The organism is Rhodococcus sp. ARP2, from assembly GCF_001029585.1.
Lineage (GTDB): Bacteria > Actinomycetota > Actinomycetes > Mycobacteriales > Mycobacteriaceae > Rhodococcus_F > Rhodococcus_F erythropolis.
The window spans coordinates 271,987-297,161 of the sequence record NZ_LEKE01000086.1; the positions used below are offsets into that span (position 1 = coordinate 271,987).

Here is a 25,175-nt window from a genome sequence, read left to right on the forward strand (position 1 = left end):
CTGTCGGGAGCGAGCAGTAAGAATGGACGTATGACTTCCGATCAGCAGCCCACCACCGGCCACGACCCCTACCTCTGGCTCGAAGACGTGACCGGTGAGTCTGCACTCGATTGGGTCCGTCAGCACAATGCCGTGACCGAGGAGCAGCTCACCGACAACGAGCGCTTCGATCGACTGCAGAGCGACGTGCGCGAGATCCTCGATACCGACGCGCGAATCCCCTACGTCCGCCGTCGAGGTGAGTTCCTCTACAACTTCTGGCGCGACAGCACCCACGTTCGCGGATTGTGGCGACGCACGACGTTCGATCAGTACGTCACCGACGACCCGGAATGGGACGTCCTGGTCGACCTCGACGCCCTGGCCGAGGCCGAGGGCGAGAACTGGGTCTGGAAGGGCACGCAACTTCTACGGCCACACCGCAACCGTGCATTGATCAGCCTCTCCCGCGGCGGGGCAGACGCGGCGGTCGTTCGCGAGTTCGACATCGACAAGCGTGAGTTCCTCGCTCCCGAGGGCGAGAATCCCGGCTTCTACCTTCCCGAGGCCAAGACCGACATCGACTGGATCGACATCGATACCGTCTACGTCGGAACGGATATCGGACCAGGGTCGCTCACCGATTCCGGATATCCCCGTCTGGCCCAGCGGTGGAAGCGCGGCACTCCCCTCTCCAGCGCCGAGACCGTCTACGAGGGCCAGGCCACGGACGTGGCCATCTCGGCTTCGCACGATCCGACGCCCGGGTTCGAACGAGACTTCGTCACTCGCTCGGTCGATTTCTACAACTCTCAGCATTTCGAAGTTCGCCCCGACGGTGAACTGGTGCTCGTGGACGTCCCCGAGGACGCCGGGATCTCGATTCACCACGAGTGGTTGTTGATCCGCACCAAGTCCGTGTGGTCCGTCGAGGACACCGAATATCCGACCGGCGCACTGCTTGCCATCCGTTACGACGATTTCCTTGCCGGCTCACGAGCACTGACATCGATCTTCGAACCCGACGCACATTCCTCGCTCGAGCACTACACCTGGACACGCGATCATCTGATTCTGGTGGTCCTGACCGACGTGCGCACGACGCTGCAAATCCTGACGCCGGGCGAAAACGGCTGGGAGGATCGACCTTTCGAAGGGCTTCCAGAACTGACCAGTATCGAAATTCTCGACACCGACCCCGATGTCAGCAATGAATACTTCGTCAACTCGAGCGGATACACCTCCCCTGCAACTCTTTTGCACGGCGTGATCGGCGAAACCGAACCCACTGCCCTCAAGCAGGCTCCCGCGTTCTTCGACGCCGAAGGCATCACCACGGAGCAGTTCTTCGCCACCTCTGCCGACGGCACCCAAGTTCCGTACTTCGTGGTGCGCAGTCCGCGTAACGAGCCCGGCCCCACCCTGCTCTACGGGTACGGCGGATTCGAGATCTCGCTGACGCCGTCGTACAGCGGTTCTCTGGGCCGTGCCTGGCTGACGCAGGGCGGCACCTACGTGGTTGCGAACATTCGTGGTGGCGGCGAGTACGGACCCGGTTGGCACACACAGGTTCTCAAGGCCGGGCGCCACAAGGTGCACGAAGACTTTGCTGCCGTCGCGAGGGACCTCGTCGATCGCGGAATCACGACCCCGGATCTTCTGGCAGCTCAGGGCGGAAGCAACGGCGGCCTGCTGATGGGCATCATGCTGACCAAGTACCCCGAGCTCTTCGGCGCCATCGTCTGCCAGGTTCCGCTGTTGGACATGCGGCGATTCCATCTCCTGCTGGCCGGCGCTTCGTGGATGGCCGAATACGGTGACCCCGATGTCCCGGAGGAGTGGGCATTCATCTCGGAGTACTCGCCGTATCAGAACATCGACGCCGCCGCGTCGTACCCACCGATCCTGATCGCGACGTCCACCCGCGACGACCGCGTCCACCCCGCGCATGCCCGCAAGATGGCCGCACGGCTGGAAGAGCTGGGCAAGCCGGTGCTGTATTTCGAGAACATCGAGGGTGGCCACGGCGGCGCCGCGGACAATGCTCAGCTGGCCTTCAAGACTGCGCTGACCTACGAGTTCCTCTGGCAGAAACTCGGCTGATCTTTCAGCGGTCGCGCAACCACGCGACGACGCGCTCGCTCACAGCGGTGGGATTGCGTATCCAACCGTTGTGACCGAGTGGTTCGTCGATGTGCGTCATCGTCACTTGGGCCCCGGAGAGCTTGTCCACCAGGTTCTTTGCCGACCGGCGTGGAGCGAGATCGTCCCCTTCGATCGTGATCGACAGAACCGGCAAGGTCAGGCGAGCGATCCGCTCCTCGTAGTCGATATCCGCACCGACGGGTTCCATGCGACCGGTCCTGGCGAACCGGGCCCAATCGGTGATCAGAACTTTCGACTGTCGACCGAAGCCGCCGACGTTGACCCGGTCTCCCGGCCAGAAGCCGGCGATGTTGGCTGTCACCGACATCGCGGACGAGCCCAGATAGAGTCCGGGCGCACGGATTCCGGGGAATCCGCGGTGATACGGCGATCCGGAGGCAACCAGGATCAGTCCGCCGAGCCGGCCCCGAATCCTCGACGCGTACATGACCCCGATCTGGCCGCCCATGCTGTGCCCCATCAGAAATGGTGTGCTGGCCGGAAACCGCTCACGCACCACCTCGAACGTCGCCGGACAATCGATCGAGACCAGTTCCTGATATCCGAAAACACTCGACGCGCTCGGGCGCGGTTTGCTGTCACCTTGGCCACGCAGTTCACCGATGGCCGCATTGAAGCCGGCTTCGACCAGGGCCTGCGCCACCGGATCGTAGAACCCGGCGGGAACTCCGAGCCCGGGCAACATCACCACCACGGGTGCGTCGTCGTTCGGTCCGGGAAACAGACGGATCGGGGTCACGGTGCCGTCGGGGAGTTGGATCGGTACGGTCTCCATTCAACTCACACTAACCACCCACGCCGCGGATGGGCAGAGCCCACGCGCCGACTATTCGAGGCTTCCCACGATCAGCGGATCCGGAGTACCCACGATCTCGTAATCCTTGTTGTCGTAATCGAACTGACTGAGCACGTGACGCATCGCGTTTATCCGCGCGCGTTTCTTGTCATTGCTCTTGATGACGGTCCACGGAGCGGTGTCGGTATCGGTGAACCGAATCATCTCTTCCTTCGCCGCCGTGTACGCATCCCACTTGTCCAGAGAAGCGATGTCCATCGGCGAAAGCTTCCACTGCCGAACGGGATCGACCTGTCTGATCGCGAACCGCGTGCGCTGCTCCAGCGGTGAAACCGAGAACCAGAACTTGATCAAGCTGATGCCGTCGTCGACGAGCATCTGCTCGAACAACGGCACCTGGCGCAGAAAACGCTCGTGCTCCTCGTCGGTGCAGAAGCCCATGACCCGCTCGACCCCGGCCCGGTTGTACCAAGACCGATCGAACATCACCAGTTCCCCGGCTGCGGGAAGGTGCTGCACATAGCGCTGGAAGTACCACTGCGTCGACTCGCGGGCCGACGGCTTCTCCAGCGCCACGACGCGAGCGCCTCGAGGATTGAGGTGCTCCATGAATCGTTTGATCGTTCCACCCTTGCCGGCAGCGTCGCGTCCTTCGAACACGATGGCGTGCCGTGCGCCGGTTTCCTTCGACCAGTTCTGCAGCTTGAGGAGTTCGATCTGCAGCAGACGCTTGGACATTTCGTACTCGTCCCGAGGCATCCGTGCGTCGTACGGGTAGCCCTCCCGCCAGGTGTCGACCTCGAAACCGTCCGGCGACGTCAGCAGCACCGGATCGTCGTCGTCATTGTCGTCGACGGTGAAGGCGGCGGTGTCGGCCAGATCGACGGCGGTCGAGAGATCCGCGAAGGCGCTGAGGAACGGTCGGCGTTCTGCTAAATCGGTCACCGCCGACAAGTTAGTCTCCCGCAGCAACTGTTCGGTGAAGCTGGGATGAACTACCGGGGTATGACACGGCGGCCTCAAAAGATCAGGGTGCAGATGGGGGTCGTCCCCGATGGTGCGCGGCGCCATCTCGCTTCAGAATTGAAGCATGACATTCGAAAGCAACACACCTCGCCCCTTCACCCGTTCCAACGACAAGAAAATGTTCGCCGGAGTGTGCGGCGGAATTGCAGATTACTTCGGCGCCGACGTCAATCTTGTCCGTCTACTCGCCGTTATCGCCGCTATTTGCACGGGCGGAACCGCGGCTTTGGTATATCTCGCCGCCTGGATGCTCATGCCGTTAGGTTGAGAATTCCGGCACTTGACATGGCGAGAATTACGCGCCGACAAAAGGTATTTCGGGGCCTACGCGCCAACACGAGCAGGCCCCGAAATCAACAATCTACTTGGCGGCCTTCAACTCTCCACCGCTGAGCGCAGCGAGGGCCTCAAGACCCTTGACGGCCAGGCCACTGACGCTGCCCAACCAAGATGTTCAGAAAACTCGGGGACGACGGGCGGCGTAAAGCTGAGGGTGTCGAGAGATTATCGTTCGACGAACTCACGATTTTGGTCGGAAACTGCCTGCAGAAGCGCCGTGAACCCAACCCTCAATAGTTCGACGTAGTGCTCGATATCCGGCATCGTCTCTCGCGAGACGATGACATTGAGCGTCAGAGAACCTCCACGCGCGGCAATGAGGAAGTGGCGCAGAGTGTCTCCGTCGACCGGCGCCTGCCCGCCGAGAACTGCCACCGCCGGCGCACCTTCGAAAACATTGCCGTCGACCGATACCGGGACATTGCTGATCGTCGTGTTCTGAATGACCTTGTGCGAAGGGTCCAGCTTGTTGAGCCGACGCGAGAGACCGGTGAGTCCGAGCAGAGCCGCAGGCGAGGTTTCGATGCGTGTGCCGTAACGACGGACGGCTGGGTGCGAACTCCGCCCCTTTGCCATCAGCGCCGAATCCCTGATCAGTGTCAGCCGCTCGACCGGATCTTCGACGTCCGTGTGCAGATCGACCGTCAACAGCGCCAGTTGGTTGGCCGATTCCCATTCGGCTATCTGCCGCATCGATCGGGGAACCATCGCCGCCAACCCACTGGCCGACTTCTCGCCCTTTTCCGACAGGTATGCGTCGAGAGCACCGGCGACCACGGTCAGGAAGATGTCGTTGACCGTCACGTCCGGAACGGCCGCTCGGATCGCTTTGATGTCTGCGCCGTCCAGCGTCAGGAAATCGATCGTGATGTCTCCGCCCAGCACGCCGTTGAATCGGGTCGGTAGGCGGTCGGCCGAGTACGTAGGCAGCTCTCCGGCCTCTTCCGCCTCCCGAACCGTCTCGGCCGCAACCTTTGTCACGGACAGACCCCGGCCGAAACGGATCGCCTGGCCGGGCAGACCCACGACCGTGCGCCCGATCAAATCCAGCGACGAAAGCCCCGAACCGGCACGCTTCGTCTCCGGTTTCGGCGGACCGGAGAACAGAAGGTTGGTCAGATCGCGGATCGCCAGACCGTCACCGGCCCCGTGGTGGGTCTTGAGCATGATCAGCGTCAGATTGCCCGGTAGCTCGTCGATCCCGTGCACGCCGGTCATGACGTGCAACTCCCAGGGCGGCCGGGACAGGTCCATCGGCTCCCCGAGCGAGCGCCCGAGCAATTCACGAACCGGCGCCCACCCGGCAACAGGGGCACGATGGACGTGCACATGATCATCGACGTCGAAATCGGCCGGGACCCAATAGGGATAGTCCAGATCCAGCGGAACTCGCTGGAGGCGACTCGTGAACAGTGGCCAGTACCCGAATCTTTCGGTGATCCACCGAACCGCGTCGTCGTGCGTCATCTCTGCGAGCGGATGGCCCGTAGTGTCGAAGAAGTAGGCGCAGACCATGTGGCTCAGATGTCCGCCGGACTCGTTGTAGACGAACTCCGCGTCTCGCGGTCCCATCTGAGATACCGCGGCTGGCAACGAGTTCCGAAAGATCATGCATGCCCCTCAATTCCGACGCTGAACGAATGTCCGAATTGTAGCGAGCTGACATGCAGATCCTCTGGGTTCTGCTCGGAATCGTTGGGTATCACCAAATCCAGCAATCGGAAAAGGTGCCTGCGATTCCGATCGATCAGGAGGCAACCTCTTGGTCAGGTGAATCCGCAGTCTGCATCGCGGCTGCCGCCGCCAAATCATCGAAACTTGCTCGCAGTAGTTCGATGTAATGGTGGAGATCGGGCATGGTCGCGGTATCCGCGATGACGTTGAGGGTCAGTCCCCCACCTGCTGCGGCGACCATGAAATGCCGTAGCCCGTCCCCGTCGATAGGCGCTTGCACTGCAAGCACAGCCGCGCCCGGGGCGCCGGCAAGCGTCAACCCTTCGACCGAGAGAGGAATGTTACTCACCATGGTGTGCTGGTAACGCGGTCGATCGAGGCTGTGATCGTTCTGCTTGCGCGCATACGCCATCAATCTCATCAACGGCGCCGGCGTGGTCTCGACTGCGGCCCCGGCACGCCTGACCGCGGGATGGGACGTGCGCGCCTTCTCCGACCGTGCCGAACTCGAAATGAGCGCCAACCTCTCCAACGGGGACTTGACCTGGGTGTGCATATCCACCAGCAGAGCCACCAACTGATTCGCCGACTCCCACGCTTCGACCTTGCGTACCGAGCGAGGAACCATCGCGATCAAGGAATCTCGTGGCCGTTCGTCCTTTTCCGTGAGGTAGCGCGTCAGAGCACCTCCGACGACGGCGAGCAGAACGTCGTTGACAGTGGCACCGGGCACCGAATCCTTGATCGCACGGACCTGCTCCCCGGACATTGTCATCGGTTCCAGAGAGGCCACTCCACTCACCTTGCCGTTGAATCGAACTGCAGGCCTCTCGTTGAGGCTCTCCACCCATTCTCCTGCCCTCTTCGCAGCGTCAGCATCTCTCTGAGCGCGTCGGTTGCCTGGTACCTGCCTTGCGAAGCGATATATTCGGCCGGGAAACCCCAGTAGCGACTTGGTGAATATCCTCGCTCGCACAAACGGCACAGGCGGTTCGGACCCAGCCTGCTGCACCTTGCCCGAAAAGATAGTTTCGCCCAACGTCCTGATGGCGATACCGTCAGCTGCGCTGTGGTGAGACTTGAGCACCACCGCCGTCAGTCGGCCCGGCAATTCATCAAGTCCCTCCAAACCTACGAAGAAGTGCAGTTCCCACGGCGGACGGCGCAGGTCCATCTTCGTCGTCAACAACGCGCTCAACGGCTTTTGCAGTGCTGCCCATCCTGTGTCATCGATCTTGTTGACGTACACGTGCTTTCGCACGTCGAAGTCAGGGTCTGTCACCCAGTAGGGATGGTCCAGTCCCAACGGAGTCCGTTGGACTCGTTGAGTGAACATACGATCACATCCAAGGCGTGCGGTAACCCAGTCCACTGCCTGTTCTGCCGTGAATTCCGCGCTTGGGTGCAACGATGTCTCGAAGAAGTACACAGCGATCAGATGGTTCAGGTGACCAGCGCCCTCGTAATAGATGAATTCGGCATCGCGTGGGTTCAGCTGCGCCATCCTTACGCCTGACGTGTTGGACGCGCCCATTGAACTCCTTGTATCGCGACTGGTTGCCCGCACATTCGCCTGAGCGTAAAAGTGACTGTAAATCCGGTGATTGCAAAACCAATGGTCCCCGAAGCCACAGGGCTACGGGGACCATAGTTTCAAGCAAGTGCAGGTTCGCCTGACTGCTCCGCTACGATGCTGTCCTCGACAACCGAACAATATGATGCAGTCGCTGGAGTGATCACGGCTTTTGTGGAGGATCCTTGATGATCTTGCTTCCAGTGGAAGTGAGACCAAGCATGTTCGATACCCACGTGATCATTCCGGTTATATAAGTTTGCAGCATGACCGATTCCGTTCTTCTATGGCGTGGGGGAAGACGACAGCGCGTTGAAATACTTCACAAACGTGCCCACGAGATCGACCGATCCGAAATCGACGATCTTGGACAGGTAGTCCAGGAAGAGATCGAACATCTTTTCTCCTTCTCCTTTTACAGGCCGGCTACGGAGCCGAGGACCGATTGGACGCTGCCCGCCGCAGCTTCACCGAGCGCACCGCCCATGTTGAGGCTTCCGGTGATCGACACGAAGATTCCGTCAACGACCTTGACCAAGTAGAACAGTGGATCCACGAGGGATCCGACGTCAACGCTTGCGAGCGCACCTATCAAACTAGCTGTGTCCACCGTATTTCACACTCCTCGAGATTGATTTCGTTCACTGGGTAAAGCAATTCACTTCTCAGTCGACGTTCGGTAACCACCCGAAGTCAACCGAGGCGATAAACGGGGTAAACAAAGCCATCCCGAGAATGTTTTTGATCAACCCCCCGGCCTCGCCCTCGAGAACATCCGCAATCGATCCCAGATCCATCATTCGCTCCTGTCATGAATAACATTGGAAGAAGAACTTGCAGGTGCTGTCAACTGAGGTCGATTGCCGAAACCAACGATCCGGTGACCCCGTCGATTCCCGGCATGAGCGAACCCGACCAGACGTTACCCAGCAGGTCGGTGAACAATGCCGCCGTTGTCTGCAGGAACATGACGATCATATTGAATCCCACGCTTTCGATTGGCCGCGAATACTCACGGAACATTTACTTTGGCATGCTTGATGCAGCCCACAAAGAACCGGTCCGAGCAGCAATTAAAGAATCCCAGTCGTACCATGAAGCCGAGATCCTCCGGGGCTGGCGCCCACTTTCCGCGGCTGTGACTGACATCAAGGTAGTGCAATAGGATCCGGTTTGGGTGCTTTTTGCCCAAGAATTTCAGATGGATCTGAAACCTGTTCCATATTCGCAGGTCTAGCGTCCAAGACGCCTGAAAATCGAGCAAAATGGAATAGCAACCGGAATGCACGTCGTCCGAAAGGCTTAGTACTTGAGGGTATTCAGAACAGAATTATCCACCAAAAGAACTAGAGGTATCCGCACTTCACAGGTTAGCGGAGGCGAACAATCGGGACGGAAAATATCAAACATCCTTCAACATTCGGATAGGTGAAGCTTCTCGTTCCCCACCTTCTCGATACACCTGTTACGCCATGAGGTTGTCCACACACACGCGGCCATCCACAAAGTGGCTTCTGAATCCGCGTCGTCAGGCCCTTGCCGCCACAGTGCATACGTGGAAGTTGTCACGAGAAACCAGTTGCTCGAGCAGGGCACCTCGAGCAGTTCGATCTCCCGATCCACGCGGTCAGGGCGACTCCATCGAATCCTGCCGTCGGTGTACTCCACCGAAGAACCTGGATACTTCGAGCGTTGCGTCGCGGTCACACTGTGGAAGCCCGAGGCCGTCCTCAGCCATACCAGCGCGGCCTGGCTGTGGGATCTCCTGCCGGAGGAACCACGCTTCGTCGAGGCCACCGTGGCTCCCAGCGTCCGAGCAGGCAGTCCGCAGTGGGTACGGCTTCACCGACGAACAGGAGTCTCGTCGGATGAGTGGATGGGATTACCGATCGTGCCGATCGAGCAGTGCTTCATCGACGTCGCGACCACGTTGCCACGCCCGGAACTCGAGGCCTTCTTCGACGCGGCGGTATCGACCCGAGTGCCGTGGAAGTCGATAGCCCAACTGTGTGATGCGAGCCGCGGTAGGCACGGGATCCCCGCCGTACGCGAACAACTCCGCACCTGTTGCCCGCTCACTCGTTCGGAACCGGAGCGAGCAGTCGCCCGTGCGCTGACTGCGCGCAACGTCCACCTGGAGATCAACGCTCGGGTCGGACCCTACTTCGGCGACCTGGTCGACACGCGAGCCCGGGTGATCGTGGAGATCGACGGGCGCGAATTCCATACCGACCCCGCAACTTTCAACAACGATCGACGGCGTCAGAACGCACTCGTTCTCGACGGATGGATGGTGTTGCGTTACTCCGCCGCCACCGCGATGGCCCATCTCGACGCTGTGGCGGACGAAATCATCACAGTGGTCCGAAGACGCCGACACAACCGGACGTAAGCGCGGGCGTAAACGCACACAGCATCGAGCGTGCAACGGGAAACCGCGATCGCGTCGCAGTAGTGGACAAAAATGCCCGCATTATCTCCAGACAAGCAAAAGCCCGGCCCACCGAATGGTGGGCCGGGCTCTAGGAGCTAGGTGGAGATGGACTCAGAAGTCCATGCCGCCCATGCCGCCGGTCGGATCGCCTGCAGGCGCTCCGGCCTTCTCGGGCTTGTCAGCGACAACGGCTTCGGTCGTCAGGAACAGAGCCGCGATGGACGCTGCGTTCTGCAGTGCCGAGCGGGTGACCTTGACCGGGTCGTTGATGCCTGCAGCGAGCAGGTCGCCGTACTCGTTGGTCGCAGCGTTGAGGCCGTGACCTGCGGGCAGGTTGGAGACCTTGTCCGCAACAACGCCGGGCTCGAGGCCTGCGTTGAATGCGATCTGCTTGAGCGGAGCGGACAGTGCAACGCGAACGATGTTCGCGCCGGTTGCCTCGTCACCTTCGAGCTTGAGGTCGTCCAGTGCGGGAGCTGCCTGGAGAAGTGCAACGCCACCACCGGCGACGATGCCCTCTTCGACGGCTGCCTTTGCGTTACGCACTGCATCTTCGATGCGGTGCTTGCGCTCCTTGAGCTCGACCTCGGTAGCAGCACCGGCCTTGATGACTGCAACGCCGCCGGCCAGCTTGGCCAGACGTTCCTGCAGCTTCTCACGGTCGTAATCCGAGTCGCTGTTCTCGATCTCGGCGCGGATCTGGCTGACACGACCGGCGATTGCGTCGGCGTCGCCGGCACCCTCGACGATGGTGGTCTCGTCCTTGGTGATGACGACCTTGCGTGCCTGGCCGAGGAGCTCGAGGCCTGCGGTCTCCAAGGAGAGTCCGACCTCTTCGCTGATGACCTCGCCACCGGTGAGGATGGCGATGTCGGCGAGCTGAGCCTTACGACGGTCACCGAAGCCGGGAGCCTTGACGGCAACAGACTTGAAGGTGCCACGGATCTTGTTGACCACGAGGGTGGAGAGAGCTTCGCCCTCGACGTCCTCGGCGATGATCAGGAGCGGCTTGCCGGACTGGATGACCTTCTCCAGCAGGGGCAGCAGGTCCTTGACCGTGGAGATCTTGGAGCTGACGAGCAGGATGTACGCGTCTTCGAGGACGGCTTCCTGACGCTCTGCATCGGTGGCGAAGTACGCCGAGATGTAGCCCTTGTCGAAGCGCATGCCCTCGGTGAGCTCGAGCTGCAGGCCGAAGGTGTTGGACTCCTCGACCGTGATGACGCCTTCCTTGCCGACCTTGTCCATAGCCTCGGCGATGAGCTCACCGATGGACGGGTCGCCGGCGGAAATACCGGCGGTAGCAGCGATCTGCTCCTTGGTGTCGATCTCCTTGGCGGTCTCGAGCAGGCGAGCTGTGACAGCCTCGACAGCCTTCTCGATGCCGCGCTTGAGGCCGAGCGGGTTCGCGCCGGCTGCGACGTTGCGCAGGCCTTCACGGACCAGAGCCTGTGCGAGAACGGTAGCGGTGGTGGTGCCGTCGCCAGCGACGTCGTCAGTCTTCTTGGCGACCTCCTTGACGAGCTCGGCGCCGATCTTCTCGTACGGGTCGTCGAGTTCGATCTCCTTGGCGATGGAAACACCATCGTTGGTGATCGTGGGGGCGCCCCACTTCTTTTCGAGAACGACGTTGCGACCCTTGGGGCCCAACGTCACCTTGACAGCGTCGGCGAGGGCGTTGAGGCCTCGCTCGAGGCCACGACGTGCCTCTTCGTCGAACGCGATGATCTTTGCCATTGCGAAGTGATCCTCCGGATAGGGGGTGACACACAAGGTGACCGCTCGTCGGGTCACCTCATCGGCACAAGGCGACCGTTTGACCAGTCACCTCATTACACGGGCGACCGATTTGCCTGGTCACCCATCTACGCCTGTGGTCTAGTCAGTGCCCGCGACGGACGACCGGGGGTGTCTATGGTTCCCGGTCTCACTGCCTCGACCTGGCACTCACGGTTCGCGAGTGCCAACTGCATTTTTAGCACTCGAGCGTGCCGAGTGCAAGGTTGAGCCTCAGCCCGCGATGCAGAACTGTCCGTTACTCAAATTGACCGCAAACGAGAGCACTCCGACGCAGTCGACGCCGTTGGCATCGGCCGTAGCGCCCGCTCCGTAACCGGCGATGGCGAAGGTGACGTTGCCGTCAGCCGCCCCGGCCCGTGCGATACCGCCGCCGAGCGCAAATGCCTGCGCCTGACCGTTACCGCGAGAAGCCCCCAGCGCGGTTCCGAAGCCGTTTGCATATGAATTGGAGTATCCGTTGTCGGCGGCGACGCTCACAGCGGTACCGCTCTCGGCAGCACCGGCCTGCGAACGGCCGGCTCCGACGGACTGCGCGCCGCAGCTCGCGGTCTCGGAGACCTGGATGTCATTGGCCGACGGCGGCGAGACACACGTGACGGGGGCTGCCGAAGCAGCTCCCGCACCGGTCAGCGCCAGCCCGGCGGCGAGCCCCATACCTACAGTCATCACAGCCCCTGTTCTCGCCAGGCGGCCCCCCAACCGACTACTGGAAATTCCGCTGACTCGAGAGGATGAGCGACGGAACCAGACTGACGAGATCAAGGGCATAGAAAACTCCTTCGTGGAACAGGTTCATTGGATTCGGGCGCGAGAGTACCCGCTCGAGTGAAGTCCGTCACCCCCGGCTGGTCAAGCCTCGAGGACGACCCCGAGAAGGGCCGGAAGATCGGCGACCGAATCGATGACGTGGTCGGGCTTCTGAACCGAGAGGTCGAGCACTGTTTGCCGAAACTTGCCTGTGCGCACCAGAACTCCGGTCAGGCCGACCCGCTGTGAGGAGAGGACGTCCCCGATCAGGTCGTCGCCGACCATCACCGTCGCCTCAGGTTCGACATGCATCAGCTCCGTGGCTGTCAGGAACCCCGTGAGAGACGGTTTACCCACTGCGGCGATATTTACACCTGCCACTTCCTCGAAGCCCGGCAAGTACGTTCCGGTGTCGATCCGAAGGCCGTCTACGGTCTCCCACATCATCCCGCGGTGCATCGCGACGACGGGCACACCGGCGAGCAGAAGTTCGAGCACTCGGCTCAGCGCCTCGTGGCTGAACTCCGGGCCGGCGCCGCCGAGAATCACGACCTCCGGATCGGCGTCGTCGAATTCGATTCCCTCGAGATCGGCAGACACGTCACCGTGATTGAGGACCCACGCCCGCGCGTCCGGGTAGGTCGCCCGCACGTACTCCCCTGTGAGCCTGGCGGCAGTAACTATCTGGCTCGCCTCGACCTCGATACCGGCGTCGCACAACCCCTGCGCGATGAGCGTCGAACTGCGCGAGGTCGTGTTGGTCAGAAACCCACAGGCCAATCCGCGCCGCCGAACTTCGCGTACCGCTTCCCCTGCTCCCTCGATCGGCTGCCAGGACGTGAGCAGGACTCCGTCGATATCGAACAGAACACCTTCGATGTCGGCCATTGCACCAGCCTATATTCGCCATCGAGGTCCTGCCGAGGCGTCGGAACCCGAAATCCGTCGATCGCTCAGTAGGCTCCCACCCATGGACCTGCGCGACGACGACCTATTCTCCGTTGCCGGTTCTCTGGCCGAATTGCTCGGCGCTCCCGTCACGATCGAGGACGAGAACTCGACTGTCCTCGCGTACTCCGGCGGCGAGCAGGCCGTGGACGAAGCTCGCATCGGCACGATCCTCGGCCGGCAGGTACCCAGCCGATTCCGCCAATTACTCTCCGATGCAGGAGTATTCGATCGTCTCCACCGAGAGAGTGACCCAATCTACGTCGATCTCGAAGACCCTGCGATCACGCCGCGCCTGGTCATCGCAGTTCGCGAGAACGATCACCCCGTCGGCTCGATCTGGGTCGCACTCGCCGGAACACCGACGCCCACACAGGAATCGATACTTCGATCCGCGGTATCTGTCGTGGCCGAGAGAATCGCCTCGGAGCGTGACCGGGTCGACAGCACACGCCGTCGCCAATCCCAGCGCGTCCAAGCTCTGATCGGCGGTGGCGAACCCGCATTCCGCGCCGCCGACGACTTGCGGTTGGCAGGCCCGCTCACCGTCGTCGCCGTCGGAACCGTTGCGGGACCACTGCCGGCGGGGTTGGTCGCCTCTTTGAGCTTGTACCTCGACACTCTGGCCGTCGACGCCGTTGCAGCTCAACTGTCCGAGACCATCTACCTTGTCATCGCGACCGACGAGACCAACGCTCGCCGATTGTCCGCCGACTTCCTCACGCGCGCCCGCGGTCGCGAATTCCTGGCAGTGGCCGTCGGTCGGACAGTGAAGTCTGCAAGCGAATCACATCTTTCGCGCTCGGACACCGACCATGTTCTCGGAGCGCTTCGTCATGGCCGGTCCGGCGGAACCGTCGCGGGAATGAGGGACACGTTGGCCTCCGTTCTCGCCCTGCACGTCGCCGACATCATCGACGGACTCGGCGACTCCACACCACTCGGAAGCCTCGAACGTCACGACTCTCAGCACGGCAGCGATCTGGTCGCGACGGCAAAGGCCTTTCTCGAGCACGGCGGTGACGTGGCGAATTCTTCTGCCGCACTGCATGTTCACCCCAACACGCTCCGCAACCGTCTGCGTCGAGGCAAGGAGATGTGCGGCGTCGACCTGACCGACGCCGACACCCGCTTGATTCTGATGCTGCAGTTCAAACTCGCTCGCTGAGCAGGCGCGGCGGTGCGTTGTGCGAATCCACAACGAGGTAGCTCCGACGATGGCCGAACGGCCAGTCCTTTTGCCGCCCCCGCGATTCATGCTTGAGAGAAGAGCCGGATGTGACCGGCGTCTCGGTTCGAGCAGAGTCTGTAGAAGGAGTGCGTCATGGGAACTCGTCAGAGCCCCGATCGTGTGGTCGTGGTCGGTGCGGGTGTTGTCGGATTGTCGACGGCCTGGTTCTTGCAGGAACGTGGAGTCGAGGTCACCGTCGTCGATCGCGACGGCGTCGCAGCCGACGCGAGCTGGGGCAACGCCGGTTGGCTTGCCCCCGCATTGACGCTTCCGCTGCCCGAACCCGCAGTGCTCCAATACGGCTTGCGCGCGATGCTCAGCCCGTCGTCCCCGGTGTACGTGCCACTGACCACCGATCTGAAGCTGATTCGGTTCCTGGTCGGGTTCGCGCGCCACTGCACGCCGTCGAAGTGGCAGGAAGCGATGTCGGTCTACACCGAGGTCAACCGAACAGCCTTGGGCGCGTATGACGAACTCGCCGACGGTGGCGTCAAAGAGCTGACCCGCCTGGCCGATCCTTTCCTCGCCGCGTTTGCGTCCGAGAAGGACCGACAGACTTTGGTGGACGAGTTCCATCACGTCGAGGCCGCGGGCGGCGAGGTCGACTTCGACCTCCTCGACTACGACGCGATTCATTCGCTCGAGCCTTCAGTCGGCCAGGGTGTGAAAGCCGGTTTGCGTCTGCGTAATCAGCGTTTCATCGATCCCCCGTTATTCGTGAACTCGTTGGCGGACGCGGTTCGTGAACGCGGTGGAGAAATCGTCAGCGGTTTCGACGTCACGCAGATCGACGATCGGGTCGGCGGAGTCACTGTTCGCAGTGCACACGGTGATTCACGCGACGGCGACGCCGTGGTCATCTCGAGCGGTGCCCGCTTGAACAAGCTCGCAGCACCGTTCGGTGTGCGCAAACTGGTGCAGGCCGGACGCGGATACAGCTTCAGTGTCAAGCCCGAGCACCTCCCCAAGAACCCTGTGTATTTCCCCACCCAGCGCGTCGCATGCACTCCGTTGCACGATCGCTTCCGAGTGGCCGGAATGATGGAATTCCGCAGCCCTGACGCGCCGCTGGATCCGCGCCGCGTGCAGGCGATCATCGATGCGGCCAAGCCGATGCTCAGCGGCATCGACTGGACTGCGCGGGAAGAGGAATGGGTGGGATCACGACCGTGCACTACCGACGGCTTGCCGTTGATCGGAGCCACGAAGTCGCCGCGGGTGCACGTCGCCGGTGGTCACGGGATGTGGGGAATCGCCCTGGGTCCGTTGACCGGAAAGATGGTGGCCGACTCGATGACCGGCGCTCAGACGCCGACCGTCATGCGCCACTTCGATCCGCTGCGCTGACAGCCGGTTTCACCCACTTGTAGTACGCGCCCGTCAGCAGAACCAGCCATCCGGCACCGACGAGCAAAGCAACTCGGGTATCGGCGATGACGCCGAGCAACACGATGACAAAAGCCAGGAACACGATCGCGAAGATTTGACCGTACGGCCACAGCGGCACTGGAAACTTCAGTGCCGCTGTTTCGTCTGCACTCATCTGAGCGCGGGAACGGAACTGCGAGAGCAGGATCATGATCCAGACGAAAATGGTGGCGAAGGTCGCCAGCGAGGCGATGACGAGGAACACCTGGTCCGGGATCAGGTAGTTGAGCAGTACTCCCACCAACAGGGCACCGGTCATGATGACAACGGTCATCCACGGAACACCGTTGGCGGAGACTCTCTTCATCACCTGCGGGGCCTGACCGGCATGCGACATTCCGAACATCATGCGACCCGCACCGAAAACGTCGCTGTTGATGGCGGACAGGGCCGCGGTGATGACAACGATGTTGAGGATCGATGCGGCCGTTCCCAATCCGAGGTTCTCGAAGATCTGGACGAACGGGCTGTTGTCGGAGTTGATGGTCTGCCACGGAATGATCGCCATGATGACAGCCAGGGTGCAGATGTAGAAGAGAATGATGCGCACCGGGACCGTGTTGACGGCTTTCCTGATGGTCTGCGCCGGATCCTCGGCTTCGCCCGCGGTGATACCGATGATCTCGGTGCCACCGAACGCGAACATGACGATCGCGAAACACGCGACGAATCCGCCGAAGCCCGTCGCGAAGAACCCGCCGTCCGACCAGAGGTGGCTGATTCCGGCATCGGTGTCGTGAACGCCGAATCCGAACATGATGATCGCGATGCCGCCGGCGATCATCGCGATGATGGCGGTGATCTTCACGAGCGTGAACCAGAATTCCAGTTCGCCGAAAACCTTGACGCTCAACAGGTTTATCGCGCCGATGAAGAAGACCACAGCCAGAACCCAGATCCATCTCGGTACGTCCGGGAACCAGAACTGCATGTACAGGCCGAAGGCGGTGACGTCGGCAAGGCACACGATCACCATCTCGAACGTGTACGTCCACCCGGTCATGAAACCGGCGAGTGGTCCGAGGTGCTTGTTCGCGTACTCGCTGAACGAACCGGAAACCGGGTTACGGACCGCCATCTCGCCGAGCGCTCGCAACACCAGGTAGACCGCGATACCGCCGATCAGGTAGGCCAGGAGCACCGACGGGCCAGCTCGTTTGATGGCCTCGGCGCTGCCGTAGAACAGTCCGGTTCCGATGGCTGATCCGAGGGCGATGAAGCGGATATGGCGCGCTGTCAGCCCTCGCTTGAGGCCATCCTGCGTCGCGGCGTCGCTGTTCACTTCTCGGTACTCCAGTCGGATGGATCGTCATACGTGCGCGAACCATTGTCCGCTACCACCGCGCGTGTTCCCGCACGACCCTGTTGGACGGCCGTACAGTGACCTGACACACATGGTCCATTGACGGATCGCTTACGATCGACAAAAGTATTTGTAACTTTACGTAGCATCAACTCGACTGGAGAGACTGTGTCCAACACCCTCGAAGCAAGCATCGACATCGACGCATCACCGCAGGACGTGTGGGCAATCGTCGCCGACCTGCAGCGCATGGGCGAATGGAGCCCCCAGTGCAAGGTGATGAAGGTAATCGGCGGGACCGTGCGTGAGGGCGCCAAGACGATCAACGTCAACCGCAAGGGCCTGCTGGTCTGGCCGACGTCGTCGAAGGTCGTTCGCTTCGAGCCCAACAAGTCGGTGGCGTTCCGCATCGCGGAGAACCGCACGATCTGGTCCTACGAACTCGAGCCGACCGCTACCGGCACCAAAGTGACCGAGCGTCGCGAGGCTCCCACCGGAACGTCGAAGGTCTCGCAGTTCCTTGTCAAGACCGTCCTGGGCGGAAACGCCGACTTCGAGGTCGAGCTCGTCGAAGGCATGAATGCCACATTGAAGCGTGTGAAGAGCGAGGCCGAGGCGGCTGCACGCACCTCTGCTTGACCCTCGACCTGGTCGAGGCATCAGGATCCGTTCCATGGATCCCGTGATGACACAGATAGCGCAGGCACAAGAATTGGCGAGCTCCGGCGATCGAGCCGGGGCTCGCTCTGCGTTCGAGAAGGTGTGGGAAGAGATCAGCGCCGCCCCCGATGCGCTCCACATCGTCTCCCTCGCGCACTACATGGCCGACGTTCAAGACGATCCGGCTCAGGAGCTCTGCTGGGACCTGCGCGCCCTCGACGCTGCCGATTCGTTGACCGACGCGCGAGCCCAGGAGCACCACGCATCGCTGCAGGTCGCCGGTTTCTATCCATCGCTGCACCTCAACCTGGCTGCCGACTACCGCAAACTCGGACGCGACACCGAGGCCGTCGAACATCTGACGAAGGCCGAGGCGTCGGTCGGCACACTCGCCGACGACGGTTACGGCCGGATGATCAGGGGCGCCATCGAGCGACTGCGGGCAGAATTGATCCGTGACCACTAGTTCCGCCCTCTTGACGATCGGCGAGATGTCCAGGGCGTCGGCGCTCCCGATCAGCGCGCTGCGGTTCTATGACAAGGAAGGCGTGCTCGGCCCGCATTCCGTCGATCCGCACACCGGTTACCGCTGGTACACCGACGATCAGCTCCGCGACGCCCGCATGATCGCCGGTATGCGACGCGTCGGTGTTCCGATCCGCGACATGATGGCCGTCCTGACAGGGCCGGAACCGCATTCGTGCCTGGACGCCCATCTGCGCAACCTCGAGGACGGTCTCGCCGACGCCCGCGCCGAACTGGGGCGAATTCACCGGCTGATCGATTCGCTACCTGCCTCCGGCGGCGTGGACATCGACTCGTGGGATCTACGACGCGCACTCGACGCCGTGCTGTTCGCCGTGAACGAGGAATCGGAGTTCCCGATACTTCGCGGCGTCCACCTCGACATTCACGACGGCGTCGCTGCGTTTGTCACCACTGATCAGTTCCGGCTCGCGGTCGCAGAGGTGAAAGTTCACTCTGCTCTGACGGTGTCCGCTGTCGTTCCCGTGGCCTTCGCGCGATTGTTGCGCGATGTCGCCGGCGTCGTGACGCTGACTTTCTCCCCGCGCACGGTGACTGCGTCGTATCCGGGGGGTGAGGTGTCCAGTCCCCTGATCGAGGACGGAGAGTTCCCTGATCACCGAATCCTGCGCGAGCACAACGACGCCGTCGAACTGAGCGGCGACCACCTTGCCGCCCTGCTCAACGGCACCGAGGACAGTGCCGTCGTCAGCGTCGGCGAAGACGGTGGTGCCCGGGTGGATCCGGGCGGAACAGATCCCCGTGAGAGGTTCCGAGTACTGGTCGACCGGCAGCGACTGCGCGACGCCGCCGCAGCCCAACCGGGGCGGCAACTGGTGATCCGAGTAAGCGGTGCGACGCTCCCGCTGGCGATACGCACCGGCGACTGTGTCGGGCACTACTCGTACTTGATGCCACTACAGCCTGTAGGAGAGAAGGCGTTCACGTAATCTATGGATGCTCTACCACCCCGTACTGTCAGTGCGACCAGCAGAAGACCTACCGAGTAGTTAGAGGAGCCTGTGGCACGCCGACCCACACCCCCCGGAACCCCGCAACCCACCGGGATCGGACATATCGTCGATCTGGTTCGCCATGCGATTCCGCCACTTCATCCGGCCGGCCTGCCGTTCGTGCTGGCCCCGCTGGGAGTTGCAGCTCTGGGCCGCAACCGTAAGTGGGTGCGCCGAGCCGGTCTGACCACCGCCGCCGCATGCGCCACGTTCTTCCGTCACCCGCACCGGGTGCCGCCCAACCGCATCGGCGTCGTCGTCGCACCCGCCGACGGCGAGGTGGCGCTGGTCGACAACGCCGTTCCGCCCGCCGAGCTCAATCTCGGAAGCGAGCCGCGCCCGCGCGTCAGCATCTTCCTGTCGGTTCTCGACGTGCATGTCCAGCGCAGCCCTGTCGGTGGCACGGTCAAAGAGGTCGTTCACCAGGCAGGCAAGTTCCTCTCCGCAGATCTCGCCGACGCCAGCGAGGTCAACGAGCGCAACAGCATGCTGATCGAAACCGCCGATGGTCACGACGTTGCGGTTGTCCAGATCGCGGGACTGCTCGCACGCCGCATCGTCTGCTACGCCGGTGTCGGTGACGTCCTGCCGATCGGCGACACGTACGGACTGATCCGTTTCGGCTCACGCGTCGACACCTATTTCCCCGCCGGAACCACACTCCTGGTCGAGCCGGGACAACGCACGATCGGTGCTGAAACAGTTATCGCGCAACTGCCGTGAAGACGCCGAAGATGAAGTCAGCCGTGAAGAAGCCGGGAGCAGCCCAACCCGGCGCGAAGATGCCCAAACGCACCCAGGCGGTGCGGTTGCTGCCGTCCGTCATCACCATCCTGGCGCTGTGCGCCGGGCTGTCCGCCGTCAAATTCGCTCTCGACGGACAACCCGGTACCTCGCTCGCGATGATCGGCGCCGCTGCCGTCCTCGATTCACTCGACGGCCGCATCGCGCGACTGCTCGACGCCACCAGCAAGATCGGCGCCGAACTCGACTCACTGGCCGACTCCATCTCCTTCGGCGTCGCCCCGGCCCTGGTCCTGTACGTGACCTTGCTGGACGGCACCAGCATCGGCTGGATCATCGCGTTGATCTACGCGGTCAGCATCGTGTTGCGACTCGCACGTTTCAACACTCTGCTCGACGACGACGACGTCCCCGCGTATGCACGTGAGTACTTCGTCGGCGTTCCGGCTCCGGCCGGCGCACTCATCGCCCTCACTCCCCTGGCCGCGACGGCTCAGTGGGGTGACGGCTGGTGGTCTTCGCACTTCGTCGTCATCGTGTGGACGCTCTTCTCGGCTGCACTGATCGTCAGCCGCATCCCGACGCTGGCGATGAAGTCGGTATCCGTGCCGCCGCACATGGCGGCCGGCCTGCTCGTCCTGGTGACGTTGGCTGCGGCCGCACTCATCACCTACCCGTACATCCTGCTGATCGTTCTCATCGCGATCTACCTGGTGCACATCCCGTTTGCCGTGCACTCGAAGCGGTGGGTGGCAGCACGTCCCGAAACCTGGGACATCAAGCCTTCCGAACGCCGCGCGATCCGACGCCAACCCAACGTCGGTGGCCGCCGCTCGGCCGCTCGTCTCGGATTGCGGCGACCCCGCTAGTCCACGACGTACTCTCGAGAGGTGACTTCGCCGGAACTCGCCCTCACCGTTCGACTCAACACCTCTGCCGCCGACCTACGCCGCGGGGTAGTGCGCTTGCACCCCGAAGCGTTGGCGGCGTTGGGCATCCGCGAATGGGATGCCATCGCACTCATGGGAGCCCGCGGCACCGCGACCGTCGCGGGCCGTGCGCCCACCGGAACCCCGGCAGGCACGATCCTTCTCGACGACGTCACCATGTCGAACGTCGGCCTGACCGAGAACTCATCCGTCGTGGTCGGTCCGGTGACGGTGTACGGAGCGCGATCCGTCTCCGTCACCGGCTCGTCCATGGCGACAAATTCGATCAGCTCGACGGTTCTGCGACAAGCCCTTCTGGGCAAGGTCGTCAGCGTCGGCGACACGGTCTCGCTCCTCCCCCGCGATCTCGGTCCGGGTACGAGCACTTCCGAAGCCACCCAAGCGCTTTCCCGTACCTTCGGCGTCGCGTGGACATCCGAACTGCTCACCGTCACGGCCGTCGAACCTGCCGGTGGTCCGGTCAGCGTCCAGCCGAATTCGGCGGTCAACTGGGGTTCCGGCTCGGCGGGCACACTGACACCGAGTGCGCTTGTTTCCAGTCCGGCCGCCGTCGCGATCGAGCCTGCACCGTCGGTTCCGCTGGATCACCTCGTCGGCGCGCAAGCGCAGGCAGCCAAGCTGACCGAGTGGCTCGGCCTGGCACTCGACGAACCAGAACTGCTCCGTACGCTCGGCGCCTCCCCGCACCTCGGCGTCCTCATCACGGGCCCCGCCGGCGTAGGCAAAGCCACGTTGGCCCGCTCGGTCCTGTCCTCGCGCAAACTTGTCGAACTCGACGGCCCGGGAGTCGGTGCCACCGAGGCGAATACCCGCCTGCAGCGAATCGTCGACGCCGTTGCTGCCGTGCGCGGCGGTGGTGTACTGCTGATCAGTGACATCGACGCTCTGCTTCCGGCCACCGCGGAACCGGTATCCGCACTGATCCTCGAACAATTGCGCAGCGCCGTCGCAACCCCGGGCGTGGCATTCGTCGCGACCTCCGCCCATCCGGAAACCGTCGACGCGCGCCTTCGCGGACAGGATCTCTGCGATCGAGAACTCGCACTTACCCTGCCGGACGGCGCAACTCGCAAGGCGTTGCTCGAACTCCTGCTCCGCCGAGTGCCCACCGGAACCCTCGAACTCGACGCCATCGCCTCGCGCGCACCCGGATTCGTGGTCGCCGACCTCGCGGCGCTCTGCCGTGAAGCTGCTTTGCGAGCGGCGACGCGGGCGTCCAAATCCGGTGATTCTCCGGAGATCACGCAGGAAGATCTTGTCGGTGCCCTCGAAGTGATTCGGCCACTGTCTCGTTCGAGTACCGAAGAACTGTCGATCGGCAGCGTCACCCTCGACGACGTCGGCGATATGGTCGAAACCAAACAGGCGCTCACCGAGGCGGTGTTGTGGCCGCTGCAGCACCCCGACTCCTTCGCGCGCCTCGGTGTCGACCCGCCCCGCGGCGTGCTCCTCTACGGCCCTCCTGGCTGCGGCAAGACGTATCTCGTTCGCGCCCTTGCCAGCTCGGGGCACCTCAGCGTTCATGCCGTGAAAGGCGCAGAGCTGATGGACAAGTGGGTCGGCGCCTCCGAAAAGGCCGTAAGAGAGTTGTTCCAGCGCGCACGCGATTCGGCGCCCTCGTTGATCTTCCTCGACGAAATCGACGCCCTTGCCCCGCGTCGTGGTCAAAGTTCCGACTCCGGGGTGTCAGATCGCGTCGTAGCCGCGTTGTTGACCGAACTCGACGGCGTCGAACCGCTACGCGACGTCGTGGTGTTGGGCGCCACCAATCGACCGGATCTGATCGACCCGGCTCTCCTGCGCCCCGGCAGACTCGAACGTCTCGTATTCGTACCGCCGCCGGATGCGGAGGCTCGCAAAGCGATTCTGCGTGCTTCCGGCAAGTCGGTACCGCTCGCCGAAGATGTCGATTTGGACATTCTGGCCGTCGATCTCGAGGGATACTCGGCAGCAGACTGCTCGGCTCTCCTGCGTGAGGCTGCACTCGCCGCCATGCGTCGGAGCATGGACGCGGCCGACGTGACGGCCGCGGACGTGGCAACCGCCCGTGAGAAGGTACGTCCCTCACTCGATCCCGAGCAGGTGGCACACCTACAGGCGTACGCGGACAACCGATAAGGACTGACCATGGCTGCTGATCTGGTTCTGTACGGCGACATCGTGACCATGCGCGAGGACTCACCACTCGCCCAGGCGCTCGCCGTGACGGGCGGCCGGATCACAGCCGTCGGCGCGCGCACGGACGTCGAGGAACTGGTGGGGCCGGATACCCGCGTTGTCGACGTCGGAGGCGCCGCTGTTCTGCCGGGGTTCATCGAGCCGCACGGTCACCCCCTGGAAGAAGCCATCGTGCTCGGGCCTGACGTCGTCGACATCCGGCCTGTCACGATCACCGAGGCGGATGCCGTAGTCGCTGCCGTCGTCGACACTGTTCGTTCGCGAGGTGCTGCCGGCGCTTCTCTGAACGGTTGGGACCCGTTGCTGCAGAAGGGCCTACCCGACCCGACCATCGGCTGGTTGGACTCCGTGGCGCCGGAGTACCCGCTCGTGATCATGCACAACTCGGGTCACGTCGCGTATTTCAACACGGCGGCAGCGGTACAGGCCGGCATCACCCGCGATACCCCCGATCCGATCGGCGGATCGTACGGCCACGACGCGACGGGCGCACTCGACGGAGCCGCGTACGAAATGCCTGCGGTGTTCGCAGTCGCGGGCCACGCAGTCACCATCGGTGACGACTTCCCCGCACTGGTGGCGGCCGAATGCGCCCGGCTGAACGCCGCGGGAATCACCACCATCGCCGAATTGTCGTTCGACCCCAAGATGCGGCCCGCCCTGGCAGCGATAGCCGACGCCGGACTGCTCACCACCCGCCTGCGGCTCTACGAGATGTCCAACGACGCGCGCACTACCGAGGCGTCACCGGGCGACGGAAACGACCTGGTGCGCCAGATCGGCATCAAGGTCTGGTCCGACGGTTCACCGTGGGTCGGTAACATCGCCACCAGCTTCCCGTATCTCGATACTGAAGCCACCCGCGCGCTCGGGATCGCCTGCACACACGGGCATGCCAACTACACCGGCGAACAGATCCACGACATCAGTTCCGCCTACTTCGCCAAAGGGTGGCAGATGGCGTGCCACGCCCACGGTGACGACGCGATCACCATGGTTCTCGACGCGTGGGAACGACTTCTGAAGGAGCACCCCCGGCCCGATCACCGGTTGCGTCTCGAACACGTCGGCGCGATGCGTCCGGATCAGTTCGCCCGCGCAGCGGAACTGGGCGTCACGGTCAGCATCTTCATCGACCACTTGCACTACTGGGGTGACGTTCTGGTGGATGACCTGTTCGGCCCCGAATACGGATCCGTCTGGGCCGCAGCAGGATCTGCACTCGCGGCTGGGCAACGGTTCACCTTCCACAACGACGGTCCCGTCACCCCCGCCAATCCGCTACGGAATATGCAGGACGCCGTCACCAGGCTTTCGCCCAGCGGCCGCGTCGTGGCACCCCAGGAACGGATCCCCGTGGACGCCGCCGTGCGCGCCCATACGGTCAACGCCGCGTGGCAGCTGTTCAGCGAAGATCACATCGGGTCCATCTTTCCCGGCGCCTACGCGGATCTTGTTGTGCTGTCGGCAAATCCCCTCGACGTCGAGCCGACCAGGCTGGCCGACATCACGGTGCTCGCCACCATCCTGGAGGGTCGGACGGTGTACGGAGACCTGAGCGCGATCGGCTGATCGGTCGCCGAACGCCGTGGACAAAGGCCGTTAACCTTCTCTGCTCGAGTTCCAAGGATCGTTGCGAGAACGGAGACGGCGCAAGTGGC

At 62.7% G+C, this 25,175-nt stretch carries 22 protein-coding genes; 12 read left to right on the plus strand and 10 right to left on the minus strand.

The window, feature by feature from the left end:
* The first annotated feature begins 30 nt into the window (after nucleotides 1-30).
* Nucleotides 31-2,082 (plus strand): prolyl oligopeptidase family serine peptidase, encoded by a 2,052-nt coding sequence (locus tag ABX74_RS23625; RefSeq protein WP_047889795.1) that lies wholly within the window; start codon nucleotides 31-33, stop codon nucleotides 2,080-2,082.
* A gap of 4 nt (nucleotides 2,083-2,086) precedes the next feature.
* Here ABX74_RS23625 and ABX74_RS23630 read toward each other — a convergent pair whose 3' ends face one another.
* Nucleotides 2,087-2,920 (minus strand): alpha/beta fold hydrolase, encoded by an 834-nt coding sequence (locus tag ABX74_RS23630; protein ID WP_020906717.1) that lies wholly within the window; start codon nucleotides 2,918-2,920, stop codon nucleotides 2,087-2,089.
* 51 nt (nucleotides 2,921-2,971) lie between these two features.
* Nucleotides 2,972-3,886: a polyphosphate kinase 2 gene (gene ppk2, locus ABX74_RS23635; RefSeq protein ID WP_024487730.1), complete on the minus strand. Its 915-nt coding sequence runs from the start codon at nucleotides 3,884-3,886 to the stop codon at nucleotides 2,972-2,974.
* A 145-nt stretch (nucleotides 3,887-4,031) separates the two neighbouring features.
* On the opposite strand from ppk2, the gene ABX74_RS23640 reads away from it, so the two are divergent.
* Nucleotides 4,032-4,235 carry a PspC domain-containing protein gene (locus ABX74_RS23640; RefSeq protein WP_003941534.1) on the plus strand — a complete coding sequence of 68 codons (204 nt, stop codon included), beginning with the start codon at nucleotides 4,032-4,034 and terminating at the stop codon, nucleotides 4,233-4,235.
* Between the two features lie 236 nt (nucleotides 4,236-4,471).
* Here the strand turns inward: ABX74_RS23640 and ABX74_RS23645 are convergent, their stop codons facing one another.
* From ABX74_RS23645 to ABX74_RS30480, 4 genes are all read right to left on the minus strand, one after another.
* Nucleotides 4,472-5,917: a wax ester/triacylglycerol synthase domain-containing protein gene (locus ABX74_RS23645; protein WP_047889796.1), complete on the minus strand. Its 1,446-nt coding sequence runs from the start codon at nucleotides 5,915-5,917 to the stop codon at nucleotides 4,472-4,474.
* A gap of 136 nt (nucleotides 5,918-6,053) precedes the next feature.
* Entirely contained in the window at nucleotides 6,054-7,514 is a 1,461-nt protein-coding gene (locus tag ABX74_RS23650) for a wax ester/triacylglycerol synthase domain-containing protein (RefSeq protein ID WP_047889797.1), read from the minus strand.
* A gap of 454 nt (nucleotides 7,515-7,968) precedes the next feature.
* A complete protein-coding gene (locus tag ABX74_RS23655; protein ID WP_031331808.1) occupies nucleotides 7,969-8,163 on the minus strand; it encodes a hypothetical protein in 195 nt (64 codons plus the stop codon).
* 236 nt (nucleotides 8,164-8,399) lie between these two features.
* Entirely contained in the window at nucleotides 8,400-8,543 is a 144-nt protein-coding gene (locus tag ABX74_RS30480; RefSeq protein ID WP_153212751.1) for a hypothetical protein, read from the minus strand.
* A 565-nt stretch (nucleotides 8,544-9,108) separates the two neighbouring features.
* On the opposite strand from ABX74_RS30480, the gene ABX74_RS23660 reads away from it, so the two are divergent.
* Complete coding sequence (locus ABX74_RS23660) at nucleotides 9,109-9,945, plus strand: DUF559 domain-containing protein (RefSeq protein WP_029254796.1); 837 nt, start codon at nucleotides 9,109-9,111, stop codon at nucleotides 9,943-9,945.
* Between the two features lie 153 nt (nucleotides 9,946-10,098).
* Here the strand turns inward: ABX74_RS23660 and groL are convergent, their stop codons facing one another.
* From groL to ABX74_RS23675, 3 genes are all read right to left on the minus strand, one after another.
* Nucleotides 10,099-11,724 (minus strand): chaperonin GroEL, encoded by a 1,626-nt coding sequence (groL, locus tag ABX74_RS23665; protein ID WP_003941476.1) that lies wholly within the window; start codon nucleotides 11,722-11,724, stop codon nucleotides 10,099-10,101.
* 273 nt (nucleotides 11,725-11,997) lie between these two features.
* Nucleotides 11,998-12,555 carry a DUF6764 family protein gene (locus ABX74_RS23670; protein WP_019744475.1) on the minus strand — a complete coding sequence of 186 codons (558 nt, stop codon included), beginning with the start codon at nucleotides 12,553-12,555 and terminating at the stop codon, nucleotides 11,998-12,000.
* A gap of 81 nt (nucleotides 12,556-12,636) precedes the next feature.
* The gene (locus ABX74_RS23675; protein WP_019744476.1) at nucleotides 12,637-13,422 is read right to left on the minus strand and encodes an HAD-IIA family hydrolase; all 786 of its coding nucleotides are present in this window, start codon (nucleotides 13,420-13,422) and stop codon (nucleotides 12,637-12,639) included.
* 82 nt (nucleotides 13,423-13,504) lie between these two features.
* Between ABX74_RS23675 and ABX74_RS23680 the strand changes: the two genes are divergently transcribed.
* Together ABX74_RS23680 and ABX74_RS23685 are read left to right on the plus strand one after the other, a co-directional pair.
* Entirely contained in the window at nucleotides 13,505-14,650 is a 1,146-nt protein-coding gene (locus ABX74_RS23680; RefSeq protein WP_003941492.1) for a PucR family transcriptional regulator, read from the plus strand.
* A gap of 156 nt (nucleotides 14,651-14,806) precedes the next feature.
* The gene (locus ABX74_RS23685; RefSeq protein WP_047889798.1) at nucleotides 14,807-16,060 is read left to right on the plus strand and encodes an NAD(P)/FAD-dependent oxidoreductase; all 1,254 of its coding nucleotides are present in this window, start codon (nucleotides 14,807-14,809) and stop codon (nucleotides 16,058-16,060) included.
* On the opposite strand, the gene ABX74_RS23690 is transcribed toward ABX74_RS23685, so the two are convergent.
* A complete protein-coding gene (locus ABX74_RS23690; protein ID WP_047889799.1) occupies nucleotides 16,032-17,423 on the minus strand; it encodes an amino acid permease in 1,392 nt (463 codons plus the stop codon). The genes ABX74_RS23685 and ABX74_RS23690 overlap by 29 nt on opposite strands.
* A 189-nt stretch (nucleotides 17,424-17,612) precedes the next feature.
* On the opposite strand from ABX74_RS23690, the gene ABX74_RS23695 reads away from it, so the two are divergent.
* The 7 genes from ABX74_RS23695 to ABX74_RS23725 all read left to right on the plus strand — a co-directional run bounded on the left by ABX74_RS23695 (nucleotide 17,613) and on the right by ABX74_RS23725 (nucleotide 25,086).
* The gene (locus ABX74_RS23695) at nucleotides 17,613-18,083 is read left to right on the plus strand and encodes an SRPBCC family protein (RefSeq protein WP_003941500.1); all 471 of its coding nucleotides are present in this window, start codon (nucleotides 17,613-17,615) and stop codon (nucleotides 18,081-18,083) included.
* A gap of 34 nt (nucleotides 18,084-18,117) precedes the next feature.
* A complete protein-coding gene (locus tag ABX74_RS23700; RefSeq protein ID WP_003941524.1) occupies nucleotides 18,118-18,570 on the plus strand; it encodes a hypothetical protein in 453 nt (150 codons plus the stop codon).
* On the plus strand, nucleotides 18,560-19,579 hold the full coding sequence (locus tag ABX74_RS23705; protein WP_047889800.1) for a MerR family transcriptional regulator: 1,020 nt from the start codon (nucleotides 18,560-18,562) through the stop codon (nucleotides 19,577-19,579). The genes ABX74_RS23700 and ABX74_RS23705 overlap by 11 nt, the downstream gene beginning before the upstream one ends.
* A 72-nt stretch (nucleotides 19,580-19,651) precedes the next feature.
* A complete protein-coding gene (locus ABX74_RS23710; RefSeq protein WP_003941540.1) occupies nucleotides 19,652-20,365 on the plus strand; it encodes a phosphatidylserine decarboxylase in 714 nt (237 codons plus the stop codon).
* 59 nt (nucleotides 20,366-20,424) lie between these two features.
* On the plus strand, nucleotides 20,425-21,255 hold the full coding sequence (locus ABX74_RS23715) for a CDP-alcohol phosphatidyltransferase family protein (RefSeq protein WP_029254795.1): 831 nt from the start codon (nucleotides 20,425-20,427) through the stop codon (nucleotides 21,253-21,255).
* A gap of 21 nt (nucleotides 21,256-21,276) precedes the next feature.
* Nucleotides 21,277-23,454 carry an AAA family ATPase gene (locus ABX74_RS23720; RefSeq protein ID WP_003941536.1) on the plus strand — a complete coding sequence of 726 codons (2,178 nt, stop codon included), beginning with the start codon at nucleotides 21,277-21,279 and terminating at the stop codon, nucleotides 23,452-23,454.
* Between the two features lie 9 nt (nucleotides 23,455-23,463).
* A complete protein-coding gene (locus ABX74_RS23725) occupies nucleotides 23,464-25,086 on the plus strand; it encodes an amidohydrolase (RefSeq protein WP_047889801.1) in 1,623 nt (540 codons plus the stop codon).
* Nucleotides 25,087-25,175 lie beyond the last annotated feature (89 nt).